Below are 24,388 nucleotides of genomic sequence, written 5' to 3' on the forward strand. Positions count from 1 at the left end.
TTTGGTACGACACCTAGCGCGACGCTGGCCTTCAATTCCTTGAATGGGAAGTCTATAATCTGGTTAGCGAAGCGTTCAGTTGCCGAGACGGTTATGCGGCAAGCCAGTTTGAAAAATGGGTGGGCGATTGGGGGCGCGTCTCCAAGGAACTATATTGCCGACCGCAAGGCTGAGGGGACTCATGGCGAGAACAGGGGCCGCACAGCTGTGCGGACCGATGTCTGCTTTCGACATACGGAAGCATCGACGTCGGACGGGTGGAACTCGGCCAAGCGTGGATCATCCGACCAAGCCCATCACTGCCTAACAGTGTAAACGCCGCTGCTTGTCAGATCTTGAGCGAAAGCGTCACCATCCAGAACGAGGATTTATCCCAGAAGCGCGGCGAACGGACTTGCCACTAGACTGGCGACAAACGCTGCAGCGAGCGCTTTGGTCGTGGTTGCGGGCGGACCGCGACGAGGAGATAACCTCATCTAACGCTCTTCAATTGAACGGCTAATGCTCCGCAAATGTTGCGGCTCTTTTGGCGTTTCCGTACAAGCCGGGGTGCTGGCCCCGCGTTATAGGCGTCTTGCGACCCAGCAAAGCTCTTCCTCGATGAGGACAGAACTTTTCATCTGGCGCCCGTCCGATCTCGATCCGGCGGGCGCTATTTTTTGTCATAGTCGGAAGTCGGTGGTGACGTTGCTCAGCCGGATTGCGCCGGTTCATGCGCGCGATGACAGGCCGCAATTGCATCCGAAGGCCTAGAAGATGTGTGTGCCCGTTCGGCGAGGCTGCAGCTTTGCTGGCAGCTCGGAATCGCAGCAGCGCTGAGACCATTCTCACTACATCTTAACTACTCGGGCGATACCATTCTTAAGCCGCACGGGACGACGAAGACAGCGACCCTTTCCCCGTCCCGTGCGCACCGGGAATTTGCAATCTCCCGGATTTGCATTAACGTCCTCAAACAGTTCAAGAAACAGGTAGAAGAGGAACAAACCTCGCAACGTGGCGGTTGCGCGCGGCAGGCTTGTGACTCCGAGGTGCGGTTCTAGCGCATCATATGCATCATCGATGGTAGCTTCCACGAACTTGCTTGTCGTGCCCGCCAGCCGCCGACTCCCATGAAGACTATCGTCGAAGCGCGAACATCATTCTTCCGGAGTTGGTTTCAGGGCCAGCCAGTGGGGTCAGGCAAGCTCCGACTACCTCCACAAACGATCGGGCCTCTTGGCCCGGCCGTCGCTCGTCCCCTGTCTGATCGCTTCGGCCAGAAGTCGGTGGTGACGTTGCTCGGCAGGATCACCCCGATTCATACAAGCGATGGATCAGTTCCCCAAGCTCTCCGGACAAATCGACCTCGGCTTCAATCGTTTGAAAATTCCGTTTGAGCTCTGCGATCCGGAGTAGCGAAGCTGAGTTGGCTGTCTGGTCCCGGCCGTGAAGGTCGGCGCGATAGGCGAGTTCAACCACCATCGACCTGACGCACTCGGCAAGCTTGGGGTGTCCCATTTCGCGGAAACCCGCCGCAGACGCGCCCCAACTTGTGACGCGCGCATTGGCGGGCACGCCAATTCTGCTATCTCCAGTCATGAAGAAGATTACGACCGCGGTATTCCAGATCCGTTTTTCCGCATCGGTCAATGTGTCCTTGCCTTGCTCGGAGATCTTCCGTGCGGTGGCCTGCAGCACGACATTGACTGCATCCGCGTTTGTTCGTGCGTTGGGGCCGCGCGGCGCTGCACGCGGTGCCGAAGGTTTTGCCAACTGCTTGACGAGCAGGCCTAACAACATAAGGCGAGTGTCGGAACTAGAGTGCCGGGAAGGATGGGGAAGCTGTGGGCTGGGCGCCGCACCAGAGCATTGGTCCGCGCGAGCCGCGCTTGACCCGATGCTTCTTGTCGATTGCTGACGACCACGCCTTCATAGGATGTCGTAGCGCACAGAAAGGCTTCCCGCGGCCCATTGGCAGCGATGGCCGCCGCGGCGGGAATGAGCTGCCAGGGCAGGGCGTCCTCTATCCTGCCGCCTAGAAGGCAAGTGATCAGCGGCGCCAGGAACAGACGCGCCGCCGTGAGCGCTGCAGTGGGATTTCCGGGGAGTCCCAGAATATGCGACGCTCCGTACTTTCCGTACCACACCGGCTTGCCGGGCTTGATCGCGACATCTGCGAAAGCAATTTCGAAACCTGCCTGCTCGAACGCAGCGCGGCCAAAGTCCCTATCACCGCGCGAGGCGCCGCCGAGAACAACGACGATATCGGCAGTCGCCAGTTCCGTCGCATTTGCGATCGCGTCTGGATCATCCGCGAACCGGGCCTTCGACGCCACCGTCGCGCCTATGGAATGGCAGAGCAGGTCGATCGCGGCGCTCAGGCTGTCGGGGACTGCGAAATTATCGTCGCCAGCGGAGCCCGGCGCGGCGATCTCGTCTCCCGTCGCGAGAAGGGCGACGCGCGGGCGCCGCGATACGGTCAGTTCGTGATGGTCGGCTGCCGCTGCTGTTAGGGCTGCTGCTGACGTGATCTTTGTGCCCGCGGGAATGAGCAGCTGGCCAGACGCAAAATCGGACCCGCGTCGCCGGATATGCGCCTTGCCGCGCGGGGCATGTTCGATGGTCACGGCCGACTCGCTCGCGCTGCAATATTCGATCATGACGACGCGATCGGCACCCCGGGGCAGGGGAGCGCCGGTCATAACGCGTACCGCCTCGCCCGGCTCGATTTCACCTGCGTCTTCGCTGCCGGCATAGCTTGTGCCGATCTCTCGAAGCGTCACACCGTTATCGTTAAGGTCGTGATCGCGCACCGCGTAGCCATCCATCGCGGCGCAGTCCCGGCGAGGTGAATCTAGGCGGGCGTAGACAGGGGCGGCCAGATAGCAGTGGCCCGCATCGGCGAGCGAAACGACCGCGGCGTCTAGAGGCTTTGCATGAAGAGCGAGGATGGCCAGCGCCGTATCAAAATCGATCGACGCAGCGCATTCGGCAACGGCGCTCACGTCGATCTGCTTACCCAATTACCGGCTCCGCGATCGCCTCGAGATTGACCGATGCGACGCCTGCCTGGGCAACCGCCGCCCCGATCAGGATCAGCGTCGGCGCATCGGCCGCGAAGGATTTAGTCGCCAGTTCGAGCAGGTCAAGGCGCGTGGCTAGTCGCCGCTCCCGGTGACTGCTGACGTCGCACGCGATCAGGACGGGCATCGCGCCGGGCATGCCTGCGCGCATCAGGCCGCGCATAATCTCTTCGGCTGCATCACGCCCCATGTAGAAGACGAGCGTGGATCCACCGTGCGCGAGCGAGTGCCAATCGATGCCGAGCGCCGCGCCGCGTTTGCTGTGGGCCGTGACGAACCGGACCTCGCGCGCAACGCCGCGGAGCGTGAGCGAAATGCCGGCGGAGGCTGCTGCGGCGCAGGCGGTGGTGATGCCGGGACAGATGCGGACGGGAAACCCGGCGGCGCGAAGCGCGCCAAGCTCTTCGGCCGAGCGAGCGAAGATCGACGGATCGCCGCCCTTCAGGCGCACCACTTTTTTCCCCGTCGCCGCAGCGTCGACGAGCATGGCGTCGATAGTACGCTGGTCCTTCGAGTGACGACCCGAGCGCTTGCCGACGCTGATGCGCGCGGTTCCCGGAGGGATCAGCGCCAGCACGCCTTCGCCGACAAGCGCATCGTGAAAGACGATGTCGGCGCGTTCGATCAGGCGCACCGCTTTCATCGTCAGCAGTTCGGGATCGCCCGGACCGGCGCCGACCAGCCATACGCTTCCCGGCGCAAAATCGTCATGCGGCATCGATCTTCTCCTCGGCGATAAGTTTGGCGAGCGCGGGGCGGCACGACCCGCAATTGGTTCCGGCGCCGATCGCAGCGCCGATCGCGGCGACATCGGCCAGCCTTTGGTCGCGGATCGCGGCGGCAATGGTTTTGAGTCCGATATCAAAACAGACGCAGATGACGGGTCCGCGGTCGGCTTGCACCCCCGGCGCGCGACCCGCGAGCAGGGTTGGCGCGACCTGCGGGGCGGAAAGCTGCGCGATCAGCCAGTCGCGCGGCGGCAACTCGCCGCTTTCGGTGACGAACAACGCGGCGGCGAGGCGTCCGTCCGCGATCACCGCGATCCGGCAGGTGCCGCGCGCCGCGTCCTGCGCCTCGATACGTTCGCCCCTCGGCAGCAGCGCCTCAATAACGCGCAGGTCGCTGTTGCCCGCGAGCTCCCACAGCGTGCCCGACGGCACCGAGATGCGTGTCGCCCACAGACACGAGGGGCGATCACCGGGTGCGTTCGCGAGGAGCAGGAAGCCGCGCCATTTTGCCGCGACCGGCGTGATCGCTGCCGGGGTGCGTTTGAACCCCGGCTGGCCCGACACCGGATCGACCAGGGGGCGGGACAGGAGTCCGGTTCGGCCGCCGCTGCTCGTCCGGTCCGTCCAGTGGATCGGCACGAACATTTCACCGCGCCGCTGGCCGGCATGGAACGCGACGCGGAAGATACTGTCGCCCTGCGGCGTATCGACGCGCGCGAGGCCGCCTTCGGTGAGATTGAGCACCGCGCCGTCGACGGGATGAACCTCGACCAGCGGCTCCTCGCGGTGCCGTGCCAGCTTGGGGGCGAGGCCGGTGCGGGTCATCGTGTGCCACTGGTCGCGGTAACGTCCGGTGTTGAGCGTCAACGGCCATTTGGCGAGCGGTTCGGGCAAGTCCTTCTGAACAACCGCGACGAGCCGCGCGCGGCCGTCTTCGGTCGAAAAGCGACCGTCGGCAAAGGGGTGGGCGCCGCCCCAGCGGGACGGCGCCATATCGTCATATGCGGCATTGCCGCCCTGCGCCGCGCCGGGGAGTGCGAACAGGCGGGCGCCGCCATTGTCATAGGTCGACAGGCGGCAATGCTCGCGCCAGATGTCGGCGGGACGGTCATAGCCGAAGGCGGTTTTCCACCCCATCCGCTGCGCGACTTCCTTGATGATCCACCAGTCGGGCATCGCCTCGCCGGGCAGCGGAAACAGCGCGCGCTGGCGGCTGACCATCCGGTCGCTGTTGGTGACGGTGCCGTCCTTTTCGCCCCAGGCGGCGGCGGGCAGACGGACATGCGCAAAGGCGCCGGTGTCGGTATGTTCGATCACGTCGCTGACCACTACGAACGGGCAGTGGGCGAGCGCCGCGCGCACCCGGTTGGCGTCAGGCATCGAGACGGCGGGGTTGGTCGCCATCACCCATAAGGCCTTGATGCGGCCTTCGCCGATCGCGCGGAACATATCGACTGCCTTGAGTCCCGGCTTTTCGGCGATGGTCGGCGCGGCCCAGAAACGCTGGACGCGTGCGCGGTTCTCGGGGGCAAAATCCATATGCGCCGCGAGCGTCGAGGCGAGCCCGCCAACCTCGCGTCCGCCCATCGCATTGGGTTGCCCGGTGATCGAGAAGGGCGCGGCGCCGGGTTTGCCGATCCGTGCCGTGGCGAGGTGCAGGTTGAGGATCGCGTTGACCTGATCGGTCCCGGCCGTCGCTTGGTTGATCCCCTGGCTGAACATCGTGACCGTGCGCGGATGGGCGGCGAACAGCTCAAAGAAACGCCTGAGGTCGGCAGCGCTCACGTCGCACGTCCGCGCCACCGACCACAGGTCGTTCCCCCCTCCAAGTTCGTCCCAGAAATCTTGCGGAACCGCGACATGCGCGGCAAGGTATGTGTCATCCACCACGCCCGCCTCGCGGCAATATTGCAGCAGCCCGTTCATCAGCGCGACGTCACTGCCGGGCCGGATCGCGAGATGCATGTCGGCCTCCTCGGCGGTTTCAGTCCGGCGCGGGTCGATGACGACAAGCTTGGCTCCCGCATCGCAGCGGGCGCGGATACGTTGATAGACGATCGGGTGGCACCAGGCGGTGTTCGATCCGACCAGCACGATCAGGTCGGCGGCGTCGAGGTCGTCATAGGTCGCCGGTACGATATCCTCGCCGAACGCGCGCATATGCCCCGCGACGGCGCTCGACATGCAAAGGCGCGAATTGGTGTCGATATTGGCGGTGCCGATGAAGCCCTTCATCAGCTTGTTGGCGACATAATAGTCCTCGGTCAGCAACTGCCCCGAGACATAGAAGGCGACGCTGTTCGGGCCGTGGCGCGCGATCGTCTCCTTGAACCGCTTCGCAACGAGGTCGAGCGCCTTGTCCCAGCTAGCCCGCTTGTTGCCGATCATGGGCTTGAGCAAGCGGCCTTCGAGGCTAACGGTCTCGCCCAGATGCGTGCCCTTGGAACAGAGTTTGCCATTGTTCGCGGGATGATCGGGATCGCCCGCAATCTCGACCTGCCGTTCGCCGGTCACGTTCGCGCGGATGCCGCAGCCGACGCCGCAATAGGCGCAGGTGGTGCGGATCACTTCGCTCATCAGGCCGCGGCCTTCAATGTACCCGCGCGGCAGATCAGCACGCGGCCGCCGTCGATCTTGACCGGGACCGTGGGGGTGCAGCCCTTGTCCTCGCCCAGCGCCTCGCCGGTGGACAGCGAAATCCGCCAGTTGTGGAGCGGACAGGCCACCGCGCCGCCGTGGACGATCCCTTGCGACAGTCGCCCGTGCTTGTGCGGGCAGCGGTCGAGGAGGGCGAAGACTTTGCCCTCGGCGGTGCGAAACACGGCGATGTCGTCGCCGCCTGCGACCTGGACGGTGCGGCTGCCGCGCACGGGGATTTCATCGACCCAGCCAATGTCGAGCCATTCTGCTGTAGTCATGCCATTTCTTCCTGCGGGGTAAAGCGTGCCATCGGCGCATGATGTTCGGCTTCGGCCCCCTCGGCGCGCTGCGCCCAAGGGTCGTCCTGCGAAAAGCTTTGGGCGTAGAGAAAGCGCGCGCGCAGCGCCTCCCGGCCCGCGGCGTCGTCGACGATCCGCGCCTTGATCTGCTCGACCCCGACGCGCTCGATCCACGGCGCGGTGCGCTCCAGATAACGGGCCTCTTCGCGGTAGAGCTGGATGAAGGCGGCGCAGTAATCCATCGCCTCCTGCTCGGTCGCGACCTTGCAGAGGAGGTCGGTGGCGCGGACATGAATACCGCCATTGCCGCCGACGCGCAGTTCGTAACCGCTATCGACGCAGACGATGCCGAAATCCTTGATCGTCGCCTCGGCGCAGTTGCGCGGACAGCCCGACACCGCGATCTTGAACTTGTGCGGCATCCAGCTGCCCCAGCTCATCCGCTCGATCTTGACGCCCAACCCGGTCGAATCCTGGGTGCCGAAGCGGCACCATTCAGATCCGACGCAGGTCTTCACCGTGCGCAGCGCCTTGCCATAAGCGTGCCCCGACACCATCCCGGCGGCATTGAGATCGGCCCACACCGCGGGCAGATCCTCCTTCTTGATCCCGAAAATGTCGAGCCGCTGGCCGCCGGTGACCTTGACCATCGGCGCGTCATATTTCTCGACGACATCGGCGATCGCGCGGAGTTCGGTGGGGTTGGTGAGCCCGCCCGACATGCGCGGGACGACGGAGTAAGTGCCGTCCTTCTGGATATTCGCGTGCAGCCGCTCGTTGACGAAGCGGCTCTGCTGGTCGTCTACATAATCGCCGGGGAGCGCGCAGAGCAGATAATAGTTGAGCGCGGGGCGGCATGACGAGCAGCCGTCGGGGGTCGTCCAGTGCAGCTGCTGCATAACTTCGGGGATTGACTGCATGCTCTGCGCGACGATTTCGCGGCGCACGTCGTCGTGACCGAAGCTGGTGCATTTGCACATCGTCTTTGGCCCGGCCTGTACCTCGTCGCCCAATGTCAGCGCGAGCAGCGTTTCGACGAGGCCGGTGCATGACCCGCAGCTGGCTGACGCCTTGCAGGTGCTGCGCACCGCGTCGAGGCTGCGCGCGCCCTTGGCGATGCACGAGACGACCTGGCCCTTGGTGACGCCGTTGCAGCCGCAAATCTCGGCATCGTCCGAGAGCGCCGCAACGGCCGCCTTAGGGTCCGCGGCGCCGCCTCCCGCGGCGAAGGCCTGGCCGAAGATCAGCAGGTCACGAAGGTCGGAGACATCCTCCTGCTTTTTCAGCAGGTCGAAGTACCAGCTGCCGTCGGCGGTATCGCCGTAAAGCACCGCGCCGACGATGCGGTCATCCTTGACGATGACGCGCTTGTAAATGCCGCGGCTAGCATCGCGCAGCACGATGTCCTCGCAGCCGTCGCCGCCCGAAAAATCGCCTGCCGAAAACACGTCGATGCCGGAGACCTTGAGCTTGGTCGAGGTCACCGAGCCGCGATAGCCCGTGGGCTGTTCGACCAGCCCGTCGGCGAGGCTGCGGCACATGTCCCACAACGGCGCGACGAGGCCGTAAACCTGCCCATCATGCTCGACGCATTCGCCGACCGCGAGCACGGCGGGGTCGCTGGTGACCATATGGTCGTCGACCTGGATGCCGCGCCCGACCGCGAGCCCGGCATCGCGCGCAAGGGCGACCGAGGGGCGGATGCCGACCGCCATGACGACGAGGCTCGCGGGGATCAGCGTTCCGTCCTTGAGCTTCACGCCCTCGACCTTGCCGTCACCGACGATTGCGGCGGTGTCGGCGCCGGTCAGGATCGTCTGGCCGCGGCCTTCCAGCGCCTGCTTGAGCAGCCAACCTGCCGCCTCGTCGAGCTGGCGTTCCATCAAAGTCGGCATCAGGTGGATGACGGTGACCTTCATGCCGCGGAGCGAAAGTCCGTGCGCGGCCTCCAGCCCGAGCAGCCCGCCCCCGATCACTACGGCGTCGCCCCCGGCGTCGGCCGCCGCGAGCATTGTATCGACATCGTCCATGTCGCGAAACGCGATCACGCCGGGCAGATCCTTGCCCGGCACCGGGATGATGAAGGGGTCGGAACCGGTGGCGATCAGCAGCCGATCATAGGCGTCGGTGGTGCCGCCGCGCGTCGTCACCGTCTTTGCGGCGCGGTCGATCGCCGCGACCGGATCGCCCGCAACCAGCGCGATGCCGTTCGCGGCATACCAGTTGGCGTCGTTGATCACGATGTCGTCGAAGCTCTTTTCGCCCGCGAGCACGGGGGAGAGCATGATGCGGTTGTAGTTGACCCGCGGTTCGGCGCCGAAAATTGTTACCCGATAGCGGTCGGCGTCGCGCGCGAGCAGCTCCTCGACCGCGCGGCAGCCGGCCATGCCGTTGCCGATCACGATCAGATGCTCGCGCGTGTCGGCGCCGCGGTTAAGGGGGCGGTGTTCCATCACAGCATCCAGTCCAGTTGCAGCCAAAATTTGTCGGTGTCGGTGGCGAAGCTATCGGCGCGGTAATGCGCGTAGCGCACCGAGCCGGTGATCTTGCCGAGCCTGGCGCTCGCGAGCAGGTCGATCTCGTCGCCATAGGAACGGCTCGCGCGGTCGCTGCGATAGTCGTGATAGGCCGCCTGCACGGTGACGGCTTTCAGCGGACCGACCGCGTCCCAGCTCCACCCGGCGTTTGCATACAAGTCGCGCACCCCGTCGGGCGGGGTGACCAGAAACTTGTCGCCCCAGCCCTGGAATTTGAACCCGGTGGCAAGCGGGGTTTGGAAGCTGGTGAGTGCAGTGCCCCCAATCGCTCTTGAACTGGCGCCCAGCACTTCGTAGCCGACACCCAGCCGCGGGCCGCCAAAATCGAGAGCAACGTCGGCGAAATAATAGTCGGCGCGATAGTCGTTAGGATTGCGGTGCCAGTCGGACTGGTGCGCGTAGCTCAGCTGATACGCAATCTTCGCCTTACCGAGCGGCTGGTTGCCGTCGAGCCGGACCCCGTAGCTCTGGCTCGACATGCGGAAACCCTGCATCGCCGCTTCGTCCTGATCGACCAGATAGGCGAAGCCGCTGAGCTTGCCGACGGGGGTCTGGGCGCCAACATTGGCAAAGACATTGTCGCCCGACACCGCCTGCTGCCGCGCGCCGACGCCGTCGATGCCCCAGATCGTCCGCACGCTCCACGCATAGGCTAGGTCGACTTTGAGACCCTTGAGCGGCGTCACCTCGGCGCGCACCGCGTCATAGCTCTGGCCGTTTTGACGAAAACCGACGCCGCCGACGAAACGCTCGTCGTCGAAACCGATCCGCTGCCGCCCCGCGGTCACCGTGAAGGCGGGCGAGGCGTAGCGCAGCTGGGCGCGGGTGAGGGCGATGTTTTCGGGATCGGCGATGATCGGCCGGGTCGCGGCACCGTGGAGACCATCGAAATACTGATCGACAAGCGCTAGATTGCCTTGCCCCTCTACCAGCACCGACCAGCGCCCCGCCCTGGCCTCGACCCCGGCGCGCAGGCGCAGGGTCAGGGCTTCGGCATCGGCCGCCAGACCGTCCTGATCGACCGTTTCATGGCGGAGGCGGGCTTCGCCGAGCGGCTTGATCTGGACGGCTTGGGCATGCGCCGGCCCGGCCGGCGCGAGCGCCAGCAAGAGAATGAGGGTGCGGGCCATGGCTAGATCCGCACGCCTTCGGCGGCGCCCCAGGCCCTGCGCCACTGGCTTTTCACGAACAGCAGGCCGATCAGGGCGACGACGGCAAGTCCCGCGAAGATGTAGAAGCCCGGTGCGAAGCTGCCGCTCCACTGCTTGGCAAAGCCGAGCGATGAGGCGAGGTAGAAGCCGCCGATGCCGCCCGCCATACCGACCAGCCCGGTCATCACGCCAATCTCGGCCGAAAAACGCTGCGGTACAAGCTGGAACACCGCGCCGTTGCCGGTGCCGAGCGCGAGCATCGCGATGACGAACAGGCCGAGCGCGGCGGGCAGCGTATCGGCCTGCGGCACCCCAGCGAGCGCCAGCGCGGCGACGACATAGACCATCATCAGCGCCTTGACCCCGCCGATGCGGTCGGCGAGCGCGCCGCCCATCGGGCGGACCAGCGACCCGGCAAAGACGCAGGCCGCGGTGCAATAGCCCGCCAGCACCGGGGTCAGGTGGAACTGGTCGGTGAAATAGATTGGCAGTGACGCTGCGAGCCCCACAAAACCGCCAAAAGTCACCGAATAAAAGGCCATCAGCCACCAGGCGTCGGCGGTCTTGAGCGGCTCGAAATAATGCGCGAGTTTCTTGGGCGCGGGTGCGTTCGGCGCGTCTTTTGCCATGAGCAGATAGACGAAGAAGACGATGGTGAGCGGGATGCAGGCGAGGCCGAGTACCGCGTTCCAGCCGAACATGACCGCAAGGCCTGGGGCGAACAGGGCTGCGAGCACGGTGCCCGAATTGCCCATGCCGGCAAGCCCCATCGCCTTGCCCTGATGCTCGGGCGGATACCAGCGGCTGGCGAGCGGCAGCGCGATCGCAAAGCTGGCCCCGGCAAAGCCGAGCACCACGCCCAGCGCGAGCGTGCCGGTGAAGCTGGTCACCCCCATCAACCATGCGAGGAAAAGCCCGGCGATCACGATCACCTGGCTGATCGCGCCGGCGCGCTTGGGACCGATGCGATCGACAAGCAGGCCGTTGACGACGCGCAGCAGCGCCCCGGCGAGCGTCGGCACCGCGACCATCAGCCCCTTTTGCGCCGGGCTGAGCCCCAGGTCGGCGGAGATCGCGGGCGCGAGTGGGCCGAGGATGACCCACACCATGAAGGCGAGGTCGAAGTACAGGAAGGCGGCGACCAGCGTCGGCCAGTGCCCGCTGGACCAGAAATTCGATTTGGGCGCTGTGGCTGCCCCCGCATGTGCCGTCGTTATCGTCCGTCCCCTTCGTGTGACGGGCAATAAAAAAGCCGCCAGGACAGCGGCCACGCGGGCGCATCCTGACGGCTTCATTGCCTGTTGGATTACGGGAAAAGGCTTCCCGCCTGCCGCGCGGACCGGCCCCGTCGTTGGAGCCGTAGCCGCTTTATCCTGCCCCGGCAGCCTTGCCGAGTGCCCTTAAGCTGCCTGATTCGTAGGCAGCGCGCAAGCGGTTATTTCGCAGGTGCAGCATAATTTGAAACTCAGGGAAGATCAGCAAGATAGCCCAGAATATCGTCGGGATCGAAGGCGCGACCGTCGAAAAAGCGGTCGCTGCCGAGCAGCAGGCGCCCCTGTACCGACCCGGCGCCGAGTGGGGTATCGATGCCGCCTTCCAGCTTCGAACTCGCCCCCGGCAGCGGTGCTCCCGACCCGGCGAGCGCGGCGCGATAGATGTCGGGGCGGAACACTGCGGCTGCGGTGGCGGCGTCGGCGCTCGAGTAGGGGGTGCCGTCCCAGCGCAGCATCTGCGAATAGAGCCACGCGGCCTGGCTGCGCCAGGGGAAGTTGGCGGCTTCGCGGTGCTGGAACATGAAATCGGGAAAATGGACCGGTTCGCCGCCTGGGGTCAGCCGGATATGATCGGTGATCCCGCGCAGCACCGCATCGCGGGGCGCGTCCAGATATTCGGGGCGCGCCAAAATGGCGGCGCTGTCCTCGGCGGTGCCGGGCTCGACGAAATGGGCGGCGGCGGCGCGGAGCGCGCGCAGCAGCGCCTCGACTGCATCGCGGCGGTCGTCGACGACGGCTTCGCGCAGCGCGAGCACCTTTTCGACGCCGCGGCGCCAGATCTGCGCGGTGGCGAGCGCGATATGGCCGACGCCGCGCTCGACCGCGATCGAGTTCCACGGTTCGCCGACGCAGATGCCGTCGACCTCGCCGGCGGCCAGCGCGTCGGCGGCAAAGGGCGGGCTGGTGACAACGATGTCGACATGAATATCGGGGCGGATACCGACTCCCGCGAGCCAGTATCGCAGCATATAATTATGGCTGGAGTAGCGATGCACGACGCCGAAGCGCAGCGGCTTGCCCGCAATTTTACGCGCCGCGGCGACGCGCTGCAGCGCCGCGCCAATTGTTGCGGGATCTCCCAGCGTTTCGCCCAGTCCGACATCCTTGGCGAGCTCGGTCGAAAAGGTCACGGCATTACCGTTGAGCCCCAGCACGAACGGCACCGCCATCGGCACCGCCGGGCGGTCGCGGCCGAGCGCCGTCGCGATCGCCAGCGGCGCGATCATGTGCGCGGCGTCGGTATGGCCATAGAGCAGCCGGTCGCGCACCGTCGCCCAGGTCATGTCGCGGACCAGCTCGATCTGCACGCCTTCGCGCGCCGCAAAGCCCAGCTCGTGCGCCAGGATCGGCAGCGCGGCATCGACCAGCGGCAGAAAGCCGATGCGGAACGTCTCGGCGCTCATTCCATGTCTCCCAGCAGCGCGTCGCTGGTCACGATCGCTTCCGCTATTTCCGAAATGCGGCGGTTGGTGCGCATCGCCTGACCGCGCAGCAGTGCATAAGCAGCGGGTTCGTCGATCGCGCGCCGTTTCATCAGGATCGCCTTGGCACGATCAATCGTCTCGCGTTCGACGAGGGCATTTTTTGCCTCGTCGAGCTCGCGTTGAAGCCGCGAAAAGGCCTGAAAACGGCGGATCGCAAGGTCGATCACCGGCTTGATCCGCTGTTTCGACAGCCCGTCGACGACATAGGCTGACACCCCGGCGTCGATCGCCGCGCCGGTCGCTTCGGCATCGCTCTGGTCGACGAACATCGCGATCGGCCGCGCCAGCGCGCGCGACATGGCGAAGAAATCCTCGAGCAGATCGCGGCTGGGATTTTCGAGGTTGATGAGGACGACTTCGGGCTGGGCGACTTCGATCTGCGAGGCCAACGGACCCGCCGTGTCGATCACCACCAGATCGTCGAGTCCGGCCTCGCGCAGGCCATCCGAAATGATGGCAGCGCGCGTCGTGCTGGTGTCGATGATCGCGATCCTCATGACCGCGCCTTTACGCTGCGGCGCACAAATCTGCTAGCAGGTTTCAGCTTTGCTATGGATCGCTGCTGCCGAATGGCCGCTATTTGATATTTTGAGCTCAAAGCCGACAGGCGGCTATCGGCCAATCCGCGTCGGTTGATCCGCGTTCGCATGGAACGTCAAATCGGTTCAGGCATTTTCCTTGCGGAAGGAAATCAACGATGCCTGCACGCGCATACTGGAAGGGCCAGATCCGCCTCGCGCTGGTGTCGATCCCGGTCGAAATCTATTCGGCGACCAAATCGGGCGCCGCGGTCAGTTTTCGCCAGATCCACGAACCGAGTGGAAAGCCGGTCAAATATGAAAAGACCGTGCCCGGCATCGGCGCGGTCGATCATGACGACATCGTCAAGGGCTTCGAGCTGTCGAAGGGCAATTATGTCCTGCTCGACGAGGAGGAGATCGAGGCGGTCAAGCTGGAGAGCAAGCGCACGCTCGAGCTGGTCCAGTTCGTCGATGCCGGCGACATCGACATCCTCTATTATGCTAAGCCCTATTATGTCGTCCCCGCCGACGAACTGGCCGAAGAAGCCTATATCGTGCTGCGCGAAGCGCTCCGCCGCACGAAAAAGGTCGGCCTCGGCCAGCTTTCGCTGCGCGGGCAGGAACAGCTGGTCGCGCTGCGCCCCTGCGGCAAGGGCCTGGTGCTGGAGGCGCTGCGCTATGCCGACGAAGTCAACAAGGCGGCCAATTATTTCCGCGACGTCGGCAATGCCAAACCCGACGCCGACCTGCTCGACCTTGCCGAAACGCTGATCGAAAAGAAGAGCGGCGCGTTCGACGCCAGCGACTATCGCAACCATTATGTCGACGCGATCGAGCGGCTCGTCGCCAAAAAGGCGAAAGCCAAAGGCAAACGCGTGCTGGAGGATGTCGAGGAGCCCGCCGCCGCCGACCGCGGGTCGAACGTCATCGACCTGATGGCGGCGCTGAAAGCATCGGTCGACGGCAAGAAAAAGCCGCCCGCCGCAGCCGCAAAGAAGGCGCCCGCAAAGAAACCGGCGGCGAGAAAGCGCGCCTGACATGGCGCGCACCGATCCCCTCGCCCAATATAATGCCAAGCGCGACTTCAAGCTGACCCCCGAGCCCGCGGGCAAGGTCGCCAAAGGTGCGGGCAACCGCTTCATCGTTCAGAAACATGACGCGACGCGGCTCCATTACGACTTCCGGCTCGAGGTCGACGGCGTGCTCAAAAGCTGGGCGGTGACCAGGGGGCCGAGCGCCGATCCGGCCGATAAGCGGCTTGCGGTGCGCACCGAAGACCATCCGATGAGCTACGCCGATTTCGAGGGCGTGATCCCCAAGGGCGAATATGGTGGCGGCAGCGTGATGCTGTGGGACCGCGGCACATGGGAGCCCGTCGCGGGCAAGAGCGCGAAGGACATCGACAAGGGCCATCTCCACTTCACCCTCGACGGGACAAGGATGAAGGGCGAATGGCTGCTCGTCCGCATGAAACCGCGCGCGGGCGAGAAGCGCGAGAACTGGCTGCTGCGCAAGATTGACGATGCCTATGCCGGCGGCCCCGACGATCTGGTCGGCCGGCATCTGACGAGCGTCCTCACCGACCGGACGATGGCCGAGATTGCGGGCGACGAAGGCGGCGAACAATCGCTGAAGGGCGCCAGCGGCGCCGCCTTTACGAAGAAGATGCAAGCCGCCGCCACGCACAACAAACGGGTTGCAAAGCCCCAAGCCAAGGGCAAGCTGCCCAAATTCCGTGCGCTTCAGCTTGCGACGCTCGTCGATGCGGTGCCCGCGGGCAACGGCTGGTTCCACGAGATCAAGTTCGACGGCTACCGCGCCCAGATCGCCGCCGCGGGATCGGACGTGCGCGTCTACACCCGCAACGGCCTCGACTGGACCGACAAGTTCGCCCCGCTGGTCGGCCACATCGCCGCGCTCGATCTGCCGCCCTGCCTGATCGACGGCGAGATCGTCGCCTATGACAAGGACGGCAATCCCGACTTCTCGTCGCTGCAAGCCGTCCTCAAACGCGGCCATGGCGCGCAGGACGCGGGCACCGACCTCCATTTCTTCGCCTTCGACCTCATCGAACTCGACGGCAAATCGCTTACCAAGCTTGGCAATCTCGAACGCAAGGAGCGGCTCGAAGCGCTGCTGCGCGATGCCGCGCCGCCGGTCGCGGTCGCCGACCATGTCATCGGCGCGGGCGAGAAGCTTTACGCCGCGATGTGCGGCGCGGGGCAGGAAGGCATCATCTCGAAACGCGCCGACGCCGTCTACACCGGCCGCCGCAGCCGCAACTGGGTCAAGGTCAAATGCACCCGTCGCCAGGAATTCGTGATCGTGGGCTGGAACCCCTCATCGGCCAAGGGCCGCCCCTTCGCCTCGCTCCTCCTTGCGCAGCGCGAGAAGGGCGACCTCGTCTACAAGGGCAATGTCGGCACCGGCTTCGACGCCGCCACCATGGCCGACCTTGCAAAGCGATTCGCGCGGCTCGAACGCAAGACCGCCCCGCTCGACGTCGACGCCACCACCGCGCGCAAGGCGCATTGGCTCCGGCCAGATCTCGTCGCCGAGATCGCTTTCGCCGAATTTACCGCGAGCGGATCGGTCCGCCACGCAAGTTTCCTCGGCCTGCGCAGCGACAAGGAGGCAAAGCATGTGACCCCCGAAACGAAACAGCCCGCGCCGCAACCCGCCAGCGACGTCACGATCAGCAGCCGCGACCGCGTCATCTTTCCCGAGGCCGGGGCGACCAAGGGCGACCTCGCCGACTATTATGCCGCGATCGCCCCGCTGATGCTCCCGCACATGGCGCGCCGCCCGATCAGCCTCGTCCGCTGTCCGCAGGGGCGCGCGAAGAAATGCTTTTTCCAAAAGCATGATTCGGGCAGCTTCGGCGACCATGTCCATCATGTCCCGATCCAGGAGAAGGACGGCGGCCATGAGGACTATCTCTATGTCGAGGATTCGGACGGCATCCTCGCGTGCGTTCAGATGGGGACGATCGAATTCCACGGCTGGGCGAGCCACGTCGATGCGATCGAGCGGCCCGACCGCCTTATCTTCGACCTCGACCCCGACGAAGGGCTGGGCTTTGCCGACGTCAAAAAGGCCGCGACCGACATCCGCCGCCAGCTCGCCGACATCGGCCTCGTCAGCTTTGCGATGCTGTCGGGCGGCAAGGGTGTGCACGTCGTCGTGCCCGTCGACCCTGGCCACAGCTGGGACGCGCACAAGGATTTCGCCAAACGCTTTGCCGAGGCGCTGAGCCTTGCCGAGCCCGACCGCTATGTCGCGACGATGAGCAAGGCGAAACGCAAGGGCAAGATCTTCATCGACTGGCTGCGCAACCAGCGCGGCAGCACCGCGATCATGCCCTATGCCGCCCGCGCGCGCGAAGGCGCGCCGGTCGCGGTACCGATCGGCTGGGATGCGCTCGCCGATGTCGACAAGGCTGGCGCCTGGACGATTGGGGACGTCCAAGAGCTTCTCGACCGCGCGGCAAGCCCCGACCTCAAGGGGTGGGCTTTCGCAAGCCAGTCACTTCCTTGAATTTGACAGTACAACCCCAAATTCACTCGACTGGCTGCTTCTCGGTATCATTCGCCATAAGCTGCCGGTCCGCAATCGGCCATTATTCGCCGGTCGGAGAGAGGAAGAAAGACAGGAAATGTGTATCGGACCAGCCACTCTTTTTCCCGGCGGCAAGCGCTGCGATATCCAGTCTCGCCTGCCGCACGATCGTCAGGCGCCGTGACGGGATGACGTAGAGGCGCTGGTCGCCTGCGCCTGCCGCGACGACCAGGTCGGCCGGGAGCGTTGGCGCATGCGCAACGATGTCGGTCGAGCGCGTCACAGGATCGTCGGAGGGACTCGCTCGCGGAAGCCACCAGGTCAGGCCATAGGCGGGGTTGGCATCGCTTCCTTTGAACAACTCGGCCAAGGCCGCGGGATCGACAAGCGCCTTGCCGTCCTGCGTGCCGCCGCGGCGCACGAATTCGCCGACTTTTGCCCATTGCTCTGCGGCGAGTACCAGCCCCTGCGGCATCAGAGGCGCGCCATCCGGTCCATTGCGCCAATCGCCGATCGTCACTCCGAGCGGGGTCAGGATGCGGCGCTCGAGATAGCGGCGCGGATCGGCATCAAGGCTTGCGGCGGCCAGCTTGCGGCGTATAATCTCGCCGATTATCTGCATCGGCGCGGGGCCATATTGGAATTTCGTGCCGGGATCGGCGGCGAGCGGGGCGTTCACCGAGTCGAGATAACCCCGTGGCCGACCGACGGTCGACGCCTGTCCACTGGTCATCGCCAGCAATTGCCGGATCGTGATCGCGGCCTTTTTTGGGTCCTCGTGCCATTCGGCGAGCGTGGCCGACGCAGGTTCGTCGAGCGTGAGCAGCCTGTCCTGGACCGCCGCTGCCGCCATCAGGCCCACCAGGCTCTTGGTCCCCGACCAGAGTTCCTGCGGTGTCGAGACGCCATCGGAGGAGCAGCGGACCTTCCCGTCCTTGAGGACGAGCACGGCGACGCCTTGATGCGCCGACGAATAGGCCAGCGCCGCGGCACAGCCGGGAGCGGGGGCGGCCTGCACCGCCGGGGCTGCTGCGCAGCCCGCGAGCAGGAGAAGGGGGGCAATGCGTTTCAAATCCGGCTCCTGATTCCGATGCTTGTTTTTATCATTATTATCGATAATATTCCGAACTTCAATGATCGTTTGCTCCCGTGTTTTCCCGATCTAGGATGGCACCGGCAGACAGGGAGCCGAACGGGTGGAAATGGCCGCGACGAAGACCGACGACGAGCAGGCGCCGACACAGGACCGGGTTATCGCACGGTTGCTGACCGACGACATCGTCGAATGGCGGATTCCGCCGGGATCGTGGCTGCGCGAGCGTGAGATTGCGGCGCGCTTTGGAGTCAGTCACGCACCCGTTCGCGAAGCCTTTCGGCATCTCGCGAGCATCGGGCTGGTCAAGGTCGTGCCCTGGCGCGGCGCTTATGCGATCGACGTCGACGACCATGGGGCGGATGAGATCTACGAGCTGTGGAAAGCGCTCTTCGGGGTCGTTTGCCGCCTCGCGTGCACGGCGATGAGCGACCGCGACGGGCGCGAGCTGATGCACCGGCTGATCGAATATAAGGATGTGACCGAACGAACCACCAATTCCGCCGAGCATCTCAGGGTCTCGAACCGGATCGGGCGATTCATCGCCAAGCGATCGAATGCGCCGATGGCGCTCGAGTTGCTCGACCGGCTGGCGCTGCTCGCGCGCTGGCAGCACAATGTCTACACCGACGAGTTTGTCGCGACGCACGGCGAGGGCGAGGTCGGCCGCCGGTCGGCGATGCTCTATGAGCAGCTTTGCCGGCATATCGTCGCGCGCGAACCCGACGACGCCGACCGCGTCGCGCGCGACCTGATTGCCACATCGCAACAGAATTTCGCCGAGGCGCTGGCGGAATATAAGGCACGGCGGACCAAGGCAAAGCCTGGCCGTCGCCGCGCCCGCGCGTCGTGACGCGGGGTTATGCCGGCCGGCGGAGCCTGCTGAAGGCAGGGCTTGCGGCGCCGATCGCTTTTCAGGCTGCTCCCGCCTTCGCCGCTGGGGGCGATGATGCCATATTCGCGGCCGAACGGCTTTTCGCCGATGTGAAGGCCTACGCCGAAGCGGGCAATAAGCAGTCGGGCGGGGCGGGCGATCGCTGGGCCGCCGACTGGGCTGCGCGGCGGCTTGCTGCGGCGGGCTTTGCGGTCGAGCGCCAGTCGTTCGACGTGCCCTGGTTCGAAGCGGCGACATGCGAATTGGCGCTCGGCGATCGGAAAATCCCCCTGATGGCGCAGCCGCTCGCCGTGCCGACGGGCGTTGGCGGGATCGGGGCGCCGCTGCGGCTTGCGGAGGTCAGCGATCGGCTCGATGGCGCGATCGCGGTGGTGCGGCTGCCGTATCGCCGCTGGTCGAGCCTGCTCGACCGGGCGGTGCGCGATCCGCTGGCCGATGCGCTGGCGCGGGGCGCGGCCGCGGTCATCCTTGTGACCACAGGGCCCACCGGCGAGGCGCTGCTCCTCAATGCGCCGGCCGATGCGCCGCTGTCGGACAATCCGTTGGCGCTGCTGGCGCCGCGCCTTGCGGCGCCCGTCATCGAAGCGGCGCGGCAGGGGCAGCCGGCGATGCTGGTGCTGCGCGGGAAGGGCGGTTCGCGCGTCGCGGAGAATGTCGTGGCGCGGCGCGTGCGCAAGGGGCGCCGCTGGCTCGTGGTCTCGACCCCGCGCTCGGGCTGGACCGATTGCGCGGGCGAACGCGGGCCGGGTTTCGCGATCTGGCTCGCGCTCGCCGAATGGATGCCGCGCGCCTTCCCCGATCATAGCCTGCTCTTCGTCTGCAACAGCGGGCATGAATATGAAAATCTGGGTGCCAGCCATATCGTCGAAAAGGTCGGGCCGCCGCCTGCCGACACCGATCTCTGGCTGCATCTCGGCGCCAATGTCGCGACGCGCGACTATCAGGACATGCCCGGGCGCCTGTTGCCGTTGCCGAGCGCCGATCCCTTCCGCTTCCTGATGACCTCGGCCGCCTTTGTCGATCGCGCCCGGTCGGATTTCAGGGGGTTGCCGGGACTGGAGATGGCTTATCCCTCGACCGAAGGGGTCGCGGGCGAACTCTCCGAAGTGGTCAAGGCCGGCTATCCGCATCATGCCGGAATTTTCGGCGCGCACCGCCATCATCACGCGCCGACCGACAATCTTTCGGTCGTCGCGCCCGCGCCGCTTGCCGCTACGGCGCAAGCGGTTCGCGACTTCCTCACCGCCATCATTCCCGTCCGCCGCTGACCGGCGTCGCCGCGAGGGCGATGTTTCCGGCTTGACTCGCGTCGCCATATGCACAAAATTATCGATAATAATTGCAATAACGACATGGGAGGGATTTATGGGACGCAAGGCGCAGCTTCTTTTCGGTACGGCCGCGCTCTGGGTGGCGGCGGCCGCGCCCGCTTCCGCCCAAGATCGGGCTCCCGAGGCTCTTCCGGCCGATACGGCGGCGGAAGCGGGCGATGACGGCGCGATCGTCGTCACGGCGCGGCGCCGCGAGGAACGCCTGTCCGATGTGCCGACCGCGGCATCGGTGATCGACGCGACGGCGCTCAACGATCGCGGCGGGGCGACGGGAAGCGGCGAACTCCTCGCCGACCAGCCGAGCGTGCGCTTCAACAATCTCAGCTCGTCGATCACGTCCGAAATTTCGATCCGCGCGTCGTCGACGGCGCGCGCGACCAACGGTGACCCGAGCGTCGGCCTCTATCGCAACGGCGCCTATATCGCGGGCGGTCCGGTCGGCGGGCGCAACTTCACGCGCCTCGATATGCTCGACATCGGCCGCGTCGAGGTGCTGCGCGGGACGCAGGGTGCGCTCTACGGCCGCAACGCGGTCGGCGGCGCGATCAACATCATATCGGCCGAGCCCGAATTCGACCTGTCGGGTTGGGCCAGCGTGCGATACGGGTTCGAGAACAACAGCCTGCAATTGCAGGGCGCGGTGAATGTGCCGCTGGGCGACGGGATCGCGGCGCGGATCAGCGGCGATCTGGTCGAACAGGACAAGGGCTTTTTCTACAACCCCGACAACGACGTCTATTTCGACCGGCAGAAGGGGCATGGCCTGCGCGGGCAGATCCGCCTGAAGCGCGGACCGGTCGACGCGGTGATCATGGCCGAGACGCAGCGGCTGACGACGCCGTCGATCCATTATCAGATCTTCATTCCGGCCGGCACGCCGGGCTTTCCGGGCGGCTATATCCAGGACCGTTTCCGTTATCCGTGGAGCACCGCGCCGCGGGCGTCGCAGGACGTCGACGCGTTGCAGGCGATCGTGCGTGTCGATCTTGGCGGAGCCGACCTCACCTCGACGACCTCCTTCCGCAAGCGACACAGCGAATATGATCTCGACAATGATGCGGTCAGCCCCGCCGAACTGGCGCGTGCGCGCGCCGCGGGCGAAGTCGGGCCGCTGACCCCGCTCGACCCGGGCAGCGCGTCCTATGTGGTCGATACGACCGACAATTTCTCGCAGGATATCCATGTCAGCGGATCGAACGACCGGCTGACCTGGCTGGTGGGGGCGGAAATGCTCCTCCTCGACAGCGATTTTTCGGTGACGACGACGCGCACGCCGACGCTCGCCAACCCGTCGCCGGGCAATATCGCGCCCGCGCGGCTCCATTTCGAAAGCTATGCCGCCTATGGTTCGCTCGGCTTCGACCTGACCGACAGCCTCAATATCACCGGCGAATTGCGCTATACGCACGACAGCCGCAGCATCAGCGCGCGGCTCTATGATCTCGGCACCGGGCTCCCGATCGGCGGGCCCTCGCGGATCATCGACGACAGCATCACCGCCGACAATCTCTCCTACAATGCGACGCTGTCGTACAAGCTGGCACCCGACATCCTCGCTTATGCCAAGGTCGGGAGCAGCTATCGCGCTGGCGGCTTCAACACGCGCTTGTCCGACCCGCGCGCGCCGAGCCCGGTGCAGGTGTTGTTCGGCAACGAAAACAGCACCAGCTACGAGGTCGGTTTCAAGGGTAGCCCGATGCGGCGCGGCTATTTTGCGGTCGCGGGCTATTATACCCAGCTCGACGATCTGATCGCGCAGGTCGACGACGGCTGCGCGCTGACCAACCCCACCTGCCCGGTCGCGGCGGTGAGCTATCTCACCAACGCGGGCGATGCGAAGAGCTGGGGCGTCGAAGCCGAATACAGCCAGGGCTTCGACCTTGGCCAAGGCAGCGGGCGTCTGGCGCTGAGCGGGTCGCGGCAGGGCGGCAAGGTGAAGAGCGGGCGTTACGACGGGCTCGACCTCGCGCAGGTGCCCGACTGGCTCGCTTCGGCGAACCTCAACCTGCGCGCCCCGGTCGCGAAAAATGTTTCGCTGACCGGCAACATCCTGGTCAGCGGCCAATGGGGCGGGAAGCAGGAACTGACCGCGACCTCGGTCGACCTCGACGACTATGTGCTCGTCAACCTGCGCGTCGGGGTCGAGTTCGGGAAGGTGAGCATCAGCGCCTTCGCGAACAACCTCTTCGACAAGGTCTACTATGTCGCGCAGGCGCCGACGATCAACCGCTACAGCCAGCCGCGAGTGATCGGGGTCGAAGGACGTATCTCCTTCTGATCCGGCGGCCGCCGCGCCGCGTTCAGCGGCGCCTCCTTTCGAAACGTGCAACGAAGAGGATGGGAGAGACGATATGGTTGAACGAAAGACATGGGCGTGGCTCGCCGCCGGTGCGGTCGTCGTCGGCGCGGGTGCCTTCGCGCAAAGCGGCGTGGGGGACCGCGGCAGGGGGGATGCGCGTCCGATGGTGCAACTGCCCCCGGCAGCGGTCGTCCCGGCCAGCTCCGCGGCGTCGGCCCCGACGGCGTTGTCGCCTGCCAGCCTGACCACGACAGTGGGCGGCTATACCTACGACTGGACCGCGCTGCAGGCGGCCATCGATGCCGACGCCGAAGTCGCGAACGGCTATTTCATCGTCGGTAACGCCACAGACCCCGACTATCTGTTTGCATATGAGAAGGGCAGCTTCGGAATCGATCGGGTGACGCCACTCGCCTCGGCCACAAAATGGTTCGCAGGAACGCTCGCCATGCGGATGGCGCAGGCGGGGATTGTCACGCTGGACGACCCGATGCGGCCGCCGCTCGCCTTCTGGACGACGACCGGGACAAAGAAGGACGTCAAGCTGAAGCATGCGCTGTCGATGACGTCGGGGTTCAACGGCAGCCCGCTGGTCGGAGGGTGCCAGCTGACACCGGCGCTGATCCTGTACAATTGCGCGAAAAATATCCACGACCTGCGATACGACATCCTGCGTCCCGGCAACGCGCCGGGTGCGCAATATAGCTATGGCCCGCACGGGATGCAGGTCGCCGCCGCCTATCTCGAGGCGAAGGATGTGAGCATCCAGCCCGGAACGACGCCGGCGCGCCAGCGCACCTTCCACGAACTTTTCGCCCAGCATGTCACGACGCCGCTCGGGATGACGAGCACGACATGGTATGATCCGGCGGGCAGCGCACCGACGAATCCGTGGGTGGCGGGGGGCGCCTATTCGACCCCGCGCGACTATGCCAAGCTGCTGCGTGCGCTCCTCGGCGGCGCCTTTGTGACCGACATGACCGCCTTTACTCAGCCGCGCACGACCGGCCTGCCGCGCGTCTTCGTACCCTCGGGAGCCTCGAACTGGGAATATGCGCTGGGCTCCTTCGTCGAATGCGACACCCCCTCGGCCTGCGCGACGTCGATGATCAATTCGGCGCCGGGCGCTTATGGATGGACGGGCTGGATCGATCGCGGAACCGGCTATTACGGCCTGATCGCGACCGAGATTTCGAGCGGCGGAGATCGTAAGGGCACCGAACTGGAACAGGAGATGCAGGGCCTGATCGAAGCGGCTATCGCGAGCCGCGTGCCTGCGCCTTAAAATCTTGTTCGCAGCGCTTTTGGTTCGAGTGTCTGCTTCTCCAGATTTCGAACCAAAAGTTGCCTGACCGTAATCGGCCAGTTCGAGCTGAGGACCTGTTCCCTTGGGCAATGTTGCAGCGAGGGAGCCGCGCCACAGGCGCAATAACGTTTGCCCAAATGAAATTTTGGTGCGCGATAGTGTTTGGCGCAGAAAGATGAGGTCTGTCTAAAGTTGTACCAAGACTCA

17 protein-coding genes are annotated in these 24,388 nt (G+C 65.4%); 6 read left to right on the forward strand and 11 right to left on the reverse strand.

Going from position 1 to position 24,388, the window contains the following annotated elements:
• Positions 1-1,290: 1,290 nt before the first annotated feature.
• The 10 genes from FFS18_RS03330 to FFS18_RS03375 form a co-directional block, all read right to left on the reverse strand.
• Positions 1,291-1,782, reverse strand: coding sequence for a hypothetical protein (locus FFS18_RS03330; protein WP_137869744.1), 492 nt, complete (start codon positions 1,780-1,782; stop codon positions 1,291-1,293).
• Complete coding sequence (locus FFS18_RS03335) at positions 1,773-3,005, reverse strand: molybdopterin molybdotransferase MoeA (RefSeq protein WP_137869745.1); 1,233 nt, start codon at positions 3,003-3,005, stop codon at positions 1,773-1,775. Before FFS18_RS03335 ends, FFS18_RS03330 begins: the two co-directional genes overlap by 10 nt.
• The gene (gene cobA, locus FFS18_RS03340) at positions 2,998-3,783 is read right to left on the reverse strand and encodes a uroporphyrinogen-III C-methyltransferase (protein ID WP_137869746.1); all 786 of its coding nucleotides are present in this window, start codon (positions 3,781-3,783) and stop codon (positions 2,998-3,000) included. The genes FFS18_RS03335 and cobA overlap by 8 nt, the downstream gene beginning before the upstream one ends.
• On the reverse strand, positions 3,773-6,370 hold the full coding sequence (locus tag FFS18_RS03345) for a nitrate reductase (protein ID WP_137869747.1): 2,598 nt from the start codon (positions 6,368-6,370) through the stop codon (positions 3,773-3,775). The genes cobA and FFS18_RS03345 overlap by 11 nt, the downstream gene beginning before the upstream one ends.
• Positions 6,370-6,711 carry a nitrite reductase small subunit NirD gene (nirD, locus tag FFS18_RS03350; protein WP_137869748.1) on the reverse strand — a complete coding sequence of 114 codons (342 nt, stop codon included), beginning with the start codon at positions 6,709-6,711 and terminating at the stop codon, positions 6,370-6,372. Before nirD ends, FFS18_RS03345 begins: the two co-directional genes overlap by 1 nt.
• Positions 6,708-9,185 carry a nitrite reductase large subunit NirB gene (nirB, locus tag FFS18_RS03355; RefSeq protein ID WP_137869749.1) on the reverse strand — a complete coding sequence of 826 codons (2,478 nt, stop codon included), beginning with the start codon at positions 9,183-9,185 and terminating at the stop codon, positions 6,708-6,710. Before nirB ends, nirD begins: the two co-directional genes overlap by 4 nt.
• Positions 9,185-10,399 (reverse strand): alginate export family protein, encoded by a 1,215-nt coding sequence (locus FFS18_RS03360; RefSeq protein ID WP_137869750.1) that lies wholly within the window; start codon positions 10,397-10,399, stop codon positions 9,185-9,187. Before FFS18_RS03360 ends, nirB begins: the two co-directional genes overlap by 1 nt.
• A gap of 2 nt (positions 10,400-10,401) precedes the next feature.
• Positions 10,402-11,637, reverse strand: a complete 1,236-nt coding sequence (locus FFS18_RS03365; RefSeq protein ID WP_137869797.1) for a nitrate/nitrite transporter — start codon at positions 11,635-11,637, stop codon at positions 10,402-10,404.
• Between the two features lie 248 nt (positions 11,638-11,885).
• Positions 11,886-13,097, reverse strand: a complete 1,212-nt coding sequence (locus FFS18_RS03370; protein WP_137869751.1) for a CmpA/NrtA family ABC transporter substrate-binding protein — start codon at positions 13,095-13,097, stop codon at positions 11,886-11,888.
• Positions 13,094-13,675: an ANTAR domain-containing response regulator gene (locus tag FFS18_RS03375; protein ID WP_137869752.1), complete on the reverse strand. Its 582-nt coding sequence runs from the start codon at positions 13,673-13,675 to the stop codon at positions 13,094-13,096. The genes FFS18_RS03370 and FFS18_RS03375 overlap by 4 nt, the downstream gene beginning before the upstream one ends.
• 200 nt (positions 13,676-13,875) lie before the next feature.
• Here FFS18_RS03375 and ku point away from each other — a divergent pair, with 200 nt between their 5' ends.
• Positions 13,876-14,736: a non-homologous end joining protein Ku gene (ku, locus tag FFS18_RS03380; protein WP_137869753.1), complete on the forward strand. Its 861-nt coding sequence runs from the start codon at positions 13,876-13,878 to the stop codon at positions 14,734-14,736.
• Position 14,737: 1 nt separating this feature from the next.
• The gene (gene ligD, locus FFS18_RS03385; RefSeq protein WP_137869754.1) at positions 14,738-17,236 is read left to right on the forward strand and encodes a DNA ligase D; all 2,499 of its coding nucleotides are present in this window, start codon (positions 14,738-14,740) and stop codon (positions 17,234-17,236) included.
• 82 nt (positions 17,237-17,318) lie between these two features.
• Here ligD and FFS18_RS03390 read toward each other — a convergent pair whose 3' ends face one another.
• Positions 17,319-18,329, reverse strand: a complete 1,011-nt coding sequence (locus tag FFS18_RS03390) for a serine hydrolase domain-containing protein (RefSeq protein ID WP_171005210.1) — start codon at positions 18,327-18,329, stop codon at positions 17,319-17,321.
• A gap of 130 nt (positions 18,330-18,459) precedes the next feature.
• Between FFS18_RS03390 and FFS18_RS03395 the strand changes: the two genes are divergently transcribed.
• The 4 genes from FFS18_RS03395 to FFS18_RS03405 all read left to right on the forward strand — a co-directional run bounded on the left by FFS18_RS03395 (position 18,460) and on the right by FFS18_RS03405 (position 24,160).
• A complete protein-coding gene (locus FFS18_RS03395) occupies positions 18,460-19,203 on the forward strand; it encodes a GntR family transcriptional regulator (RefSeq protein ID WP_137869756.1) in 744 nt (247 codons plus the stop codon).
• Positions 19,200-20,513 (forward strand): zinc-binding metallopeptidase family protein, encoded by a 1,314-nt coding sequence (locus FFS18_RS17365; protein WP_011542778.1) that lies wholly within the window; start codon positions 19,200-19,202, stop codon positions 20,511-20,513. The genes FFS18_RS03395 and FFS18_RS17365 overlap by 4 nt, the downstream gene beginning before the upstream one ends.
• A gap of 97 nt (positions 20,514-20,610) precedes the next feature.
• On the forward strand, positions 20,611-22,854 hold the full coding sequence (locus tag FFS18_RS03400; protein ID WP_171005211.1) for a TonB-dependent receptor: 2,244 nt from the start codon (positions 20,611-20,613) through the stop codon (positions 22,852-22,854).
• A gap of 73 nt (positions 22,855-22,927) precedes the next feature.
• Positions 22,928-24,160 (forward strand): serine hydrolase domain-containing protein, encoded by a 1,233-nt coding sequence (locus tag FFS18_RS03405; protein ID WP_062769461.1) that lies wholly within the window; start codon positions 22,928-22,930, stop codon positions 24,158-24,160.
• The last annotated feature ends 228 nt before the right edge of the window (positions 24,161-24,388 follow it).

Source organism: Sphingopyxis sp. 2PD, assembly GCF_005503695.1.
Lineage (GTDB): Bacteria > Pseudomonadota > Alphaproteobacteria > Sphingomonadales > Sphingomonadaceae > Sphingopyxis.

Coding starts and splice junctions, on each gene's coding strand:
- FFS18_RS03360 (WP_137869750.1), bottom strand. CDS start 10,399: ATGGCCCGCACCCTCATTCTCTTGCTGGCGCTCGCGCCGGCCGGGCCG.
- FFS18_RS03375 (WP_137869752.1), bottom strand. CDS start 13,675: ATGAGGATCGCGATCATCGACACCAGCACGACGCGCGCTGCCATCATT.
- FFS18_RS03405 (WP_062769461.1), top strand. CDS start 22,928: ATGGTTGAACGAAAGACATGGGCGTGGCTCGCCGCCGGTGCGGTCGTC.
- FFS18_RS03345 (WP_137869747.1), bottom strand. CDS start 6,370: ATGAGCGAAGTGATCCGCACCACCTGCGCCTATTGCGGCGTCGGCTGC.
- FFS18_RS03395 (WP_137869756.1), top strand. CDS start 18,460: ATGGCCGCGACGAAGACCGACGACGAGCAGGCGCCGACACAGGACCGG.
- nirB (WP_137869749.1), bottom strand. CDS start 9,185: ATGGAACACCGCCCCCTTAACCGCGGCGCCGACACGCGCGAGCATCTG.
- FFS18_RS03400 (WP_171005211.1), top strand. CDS start 20,611: ATGGGACGCAAGGCGCAGCTTCTTTTCGGTACGGCCGCGCTCTGGGTG.
- ku (WP_137869753.1), top strand. CDS start 13,876: ATGCCTGCACGCGCATACTGGAAGGGCCAGATCCGCCTCGCGCTGGTG.
- FFS18_RS03330 (WP_137869744.1), bottom strand. CDS start 1,782: ATGTTGTTAGGCCTGCTCGTCAAGCAGTTGGCAAAACCTTCGGCACCG.
- cobA (WP_137869746.1), bottom strand. CDS start 3,783: ATGCCGCATGACGATTTTGCGCCGGGAAGCGTATGGCTGGTCGGCGCC.
- nirD (WP_137869748.1), bottom strand. CDS start 6,711: ATGACTACAGCAGAATGGCTCGACATTGGCTGGGTCGATGAAATCCCC.
- ligD (WP_137869754.1), top strand. CDS start 14,738: ATGGCGCGCACCGATCCCCTCGCCCAATATAATGCCAAGCGCGACTTC.
- FFS18_RS03370 (WP_137869751.1), bottom strand. CDS start 13,097: ATGAGCGCCGAGACGTTCCGCATCGGCTTTCTGCCGCTGGTCGATGCC.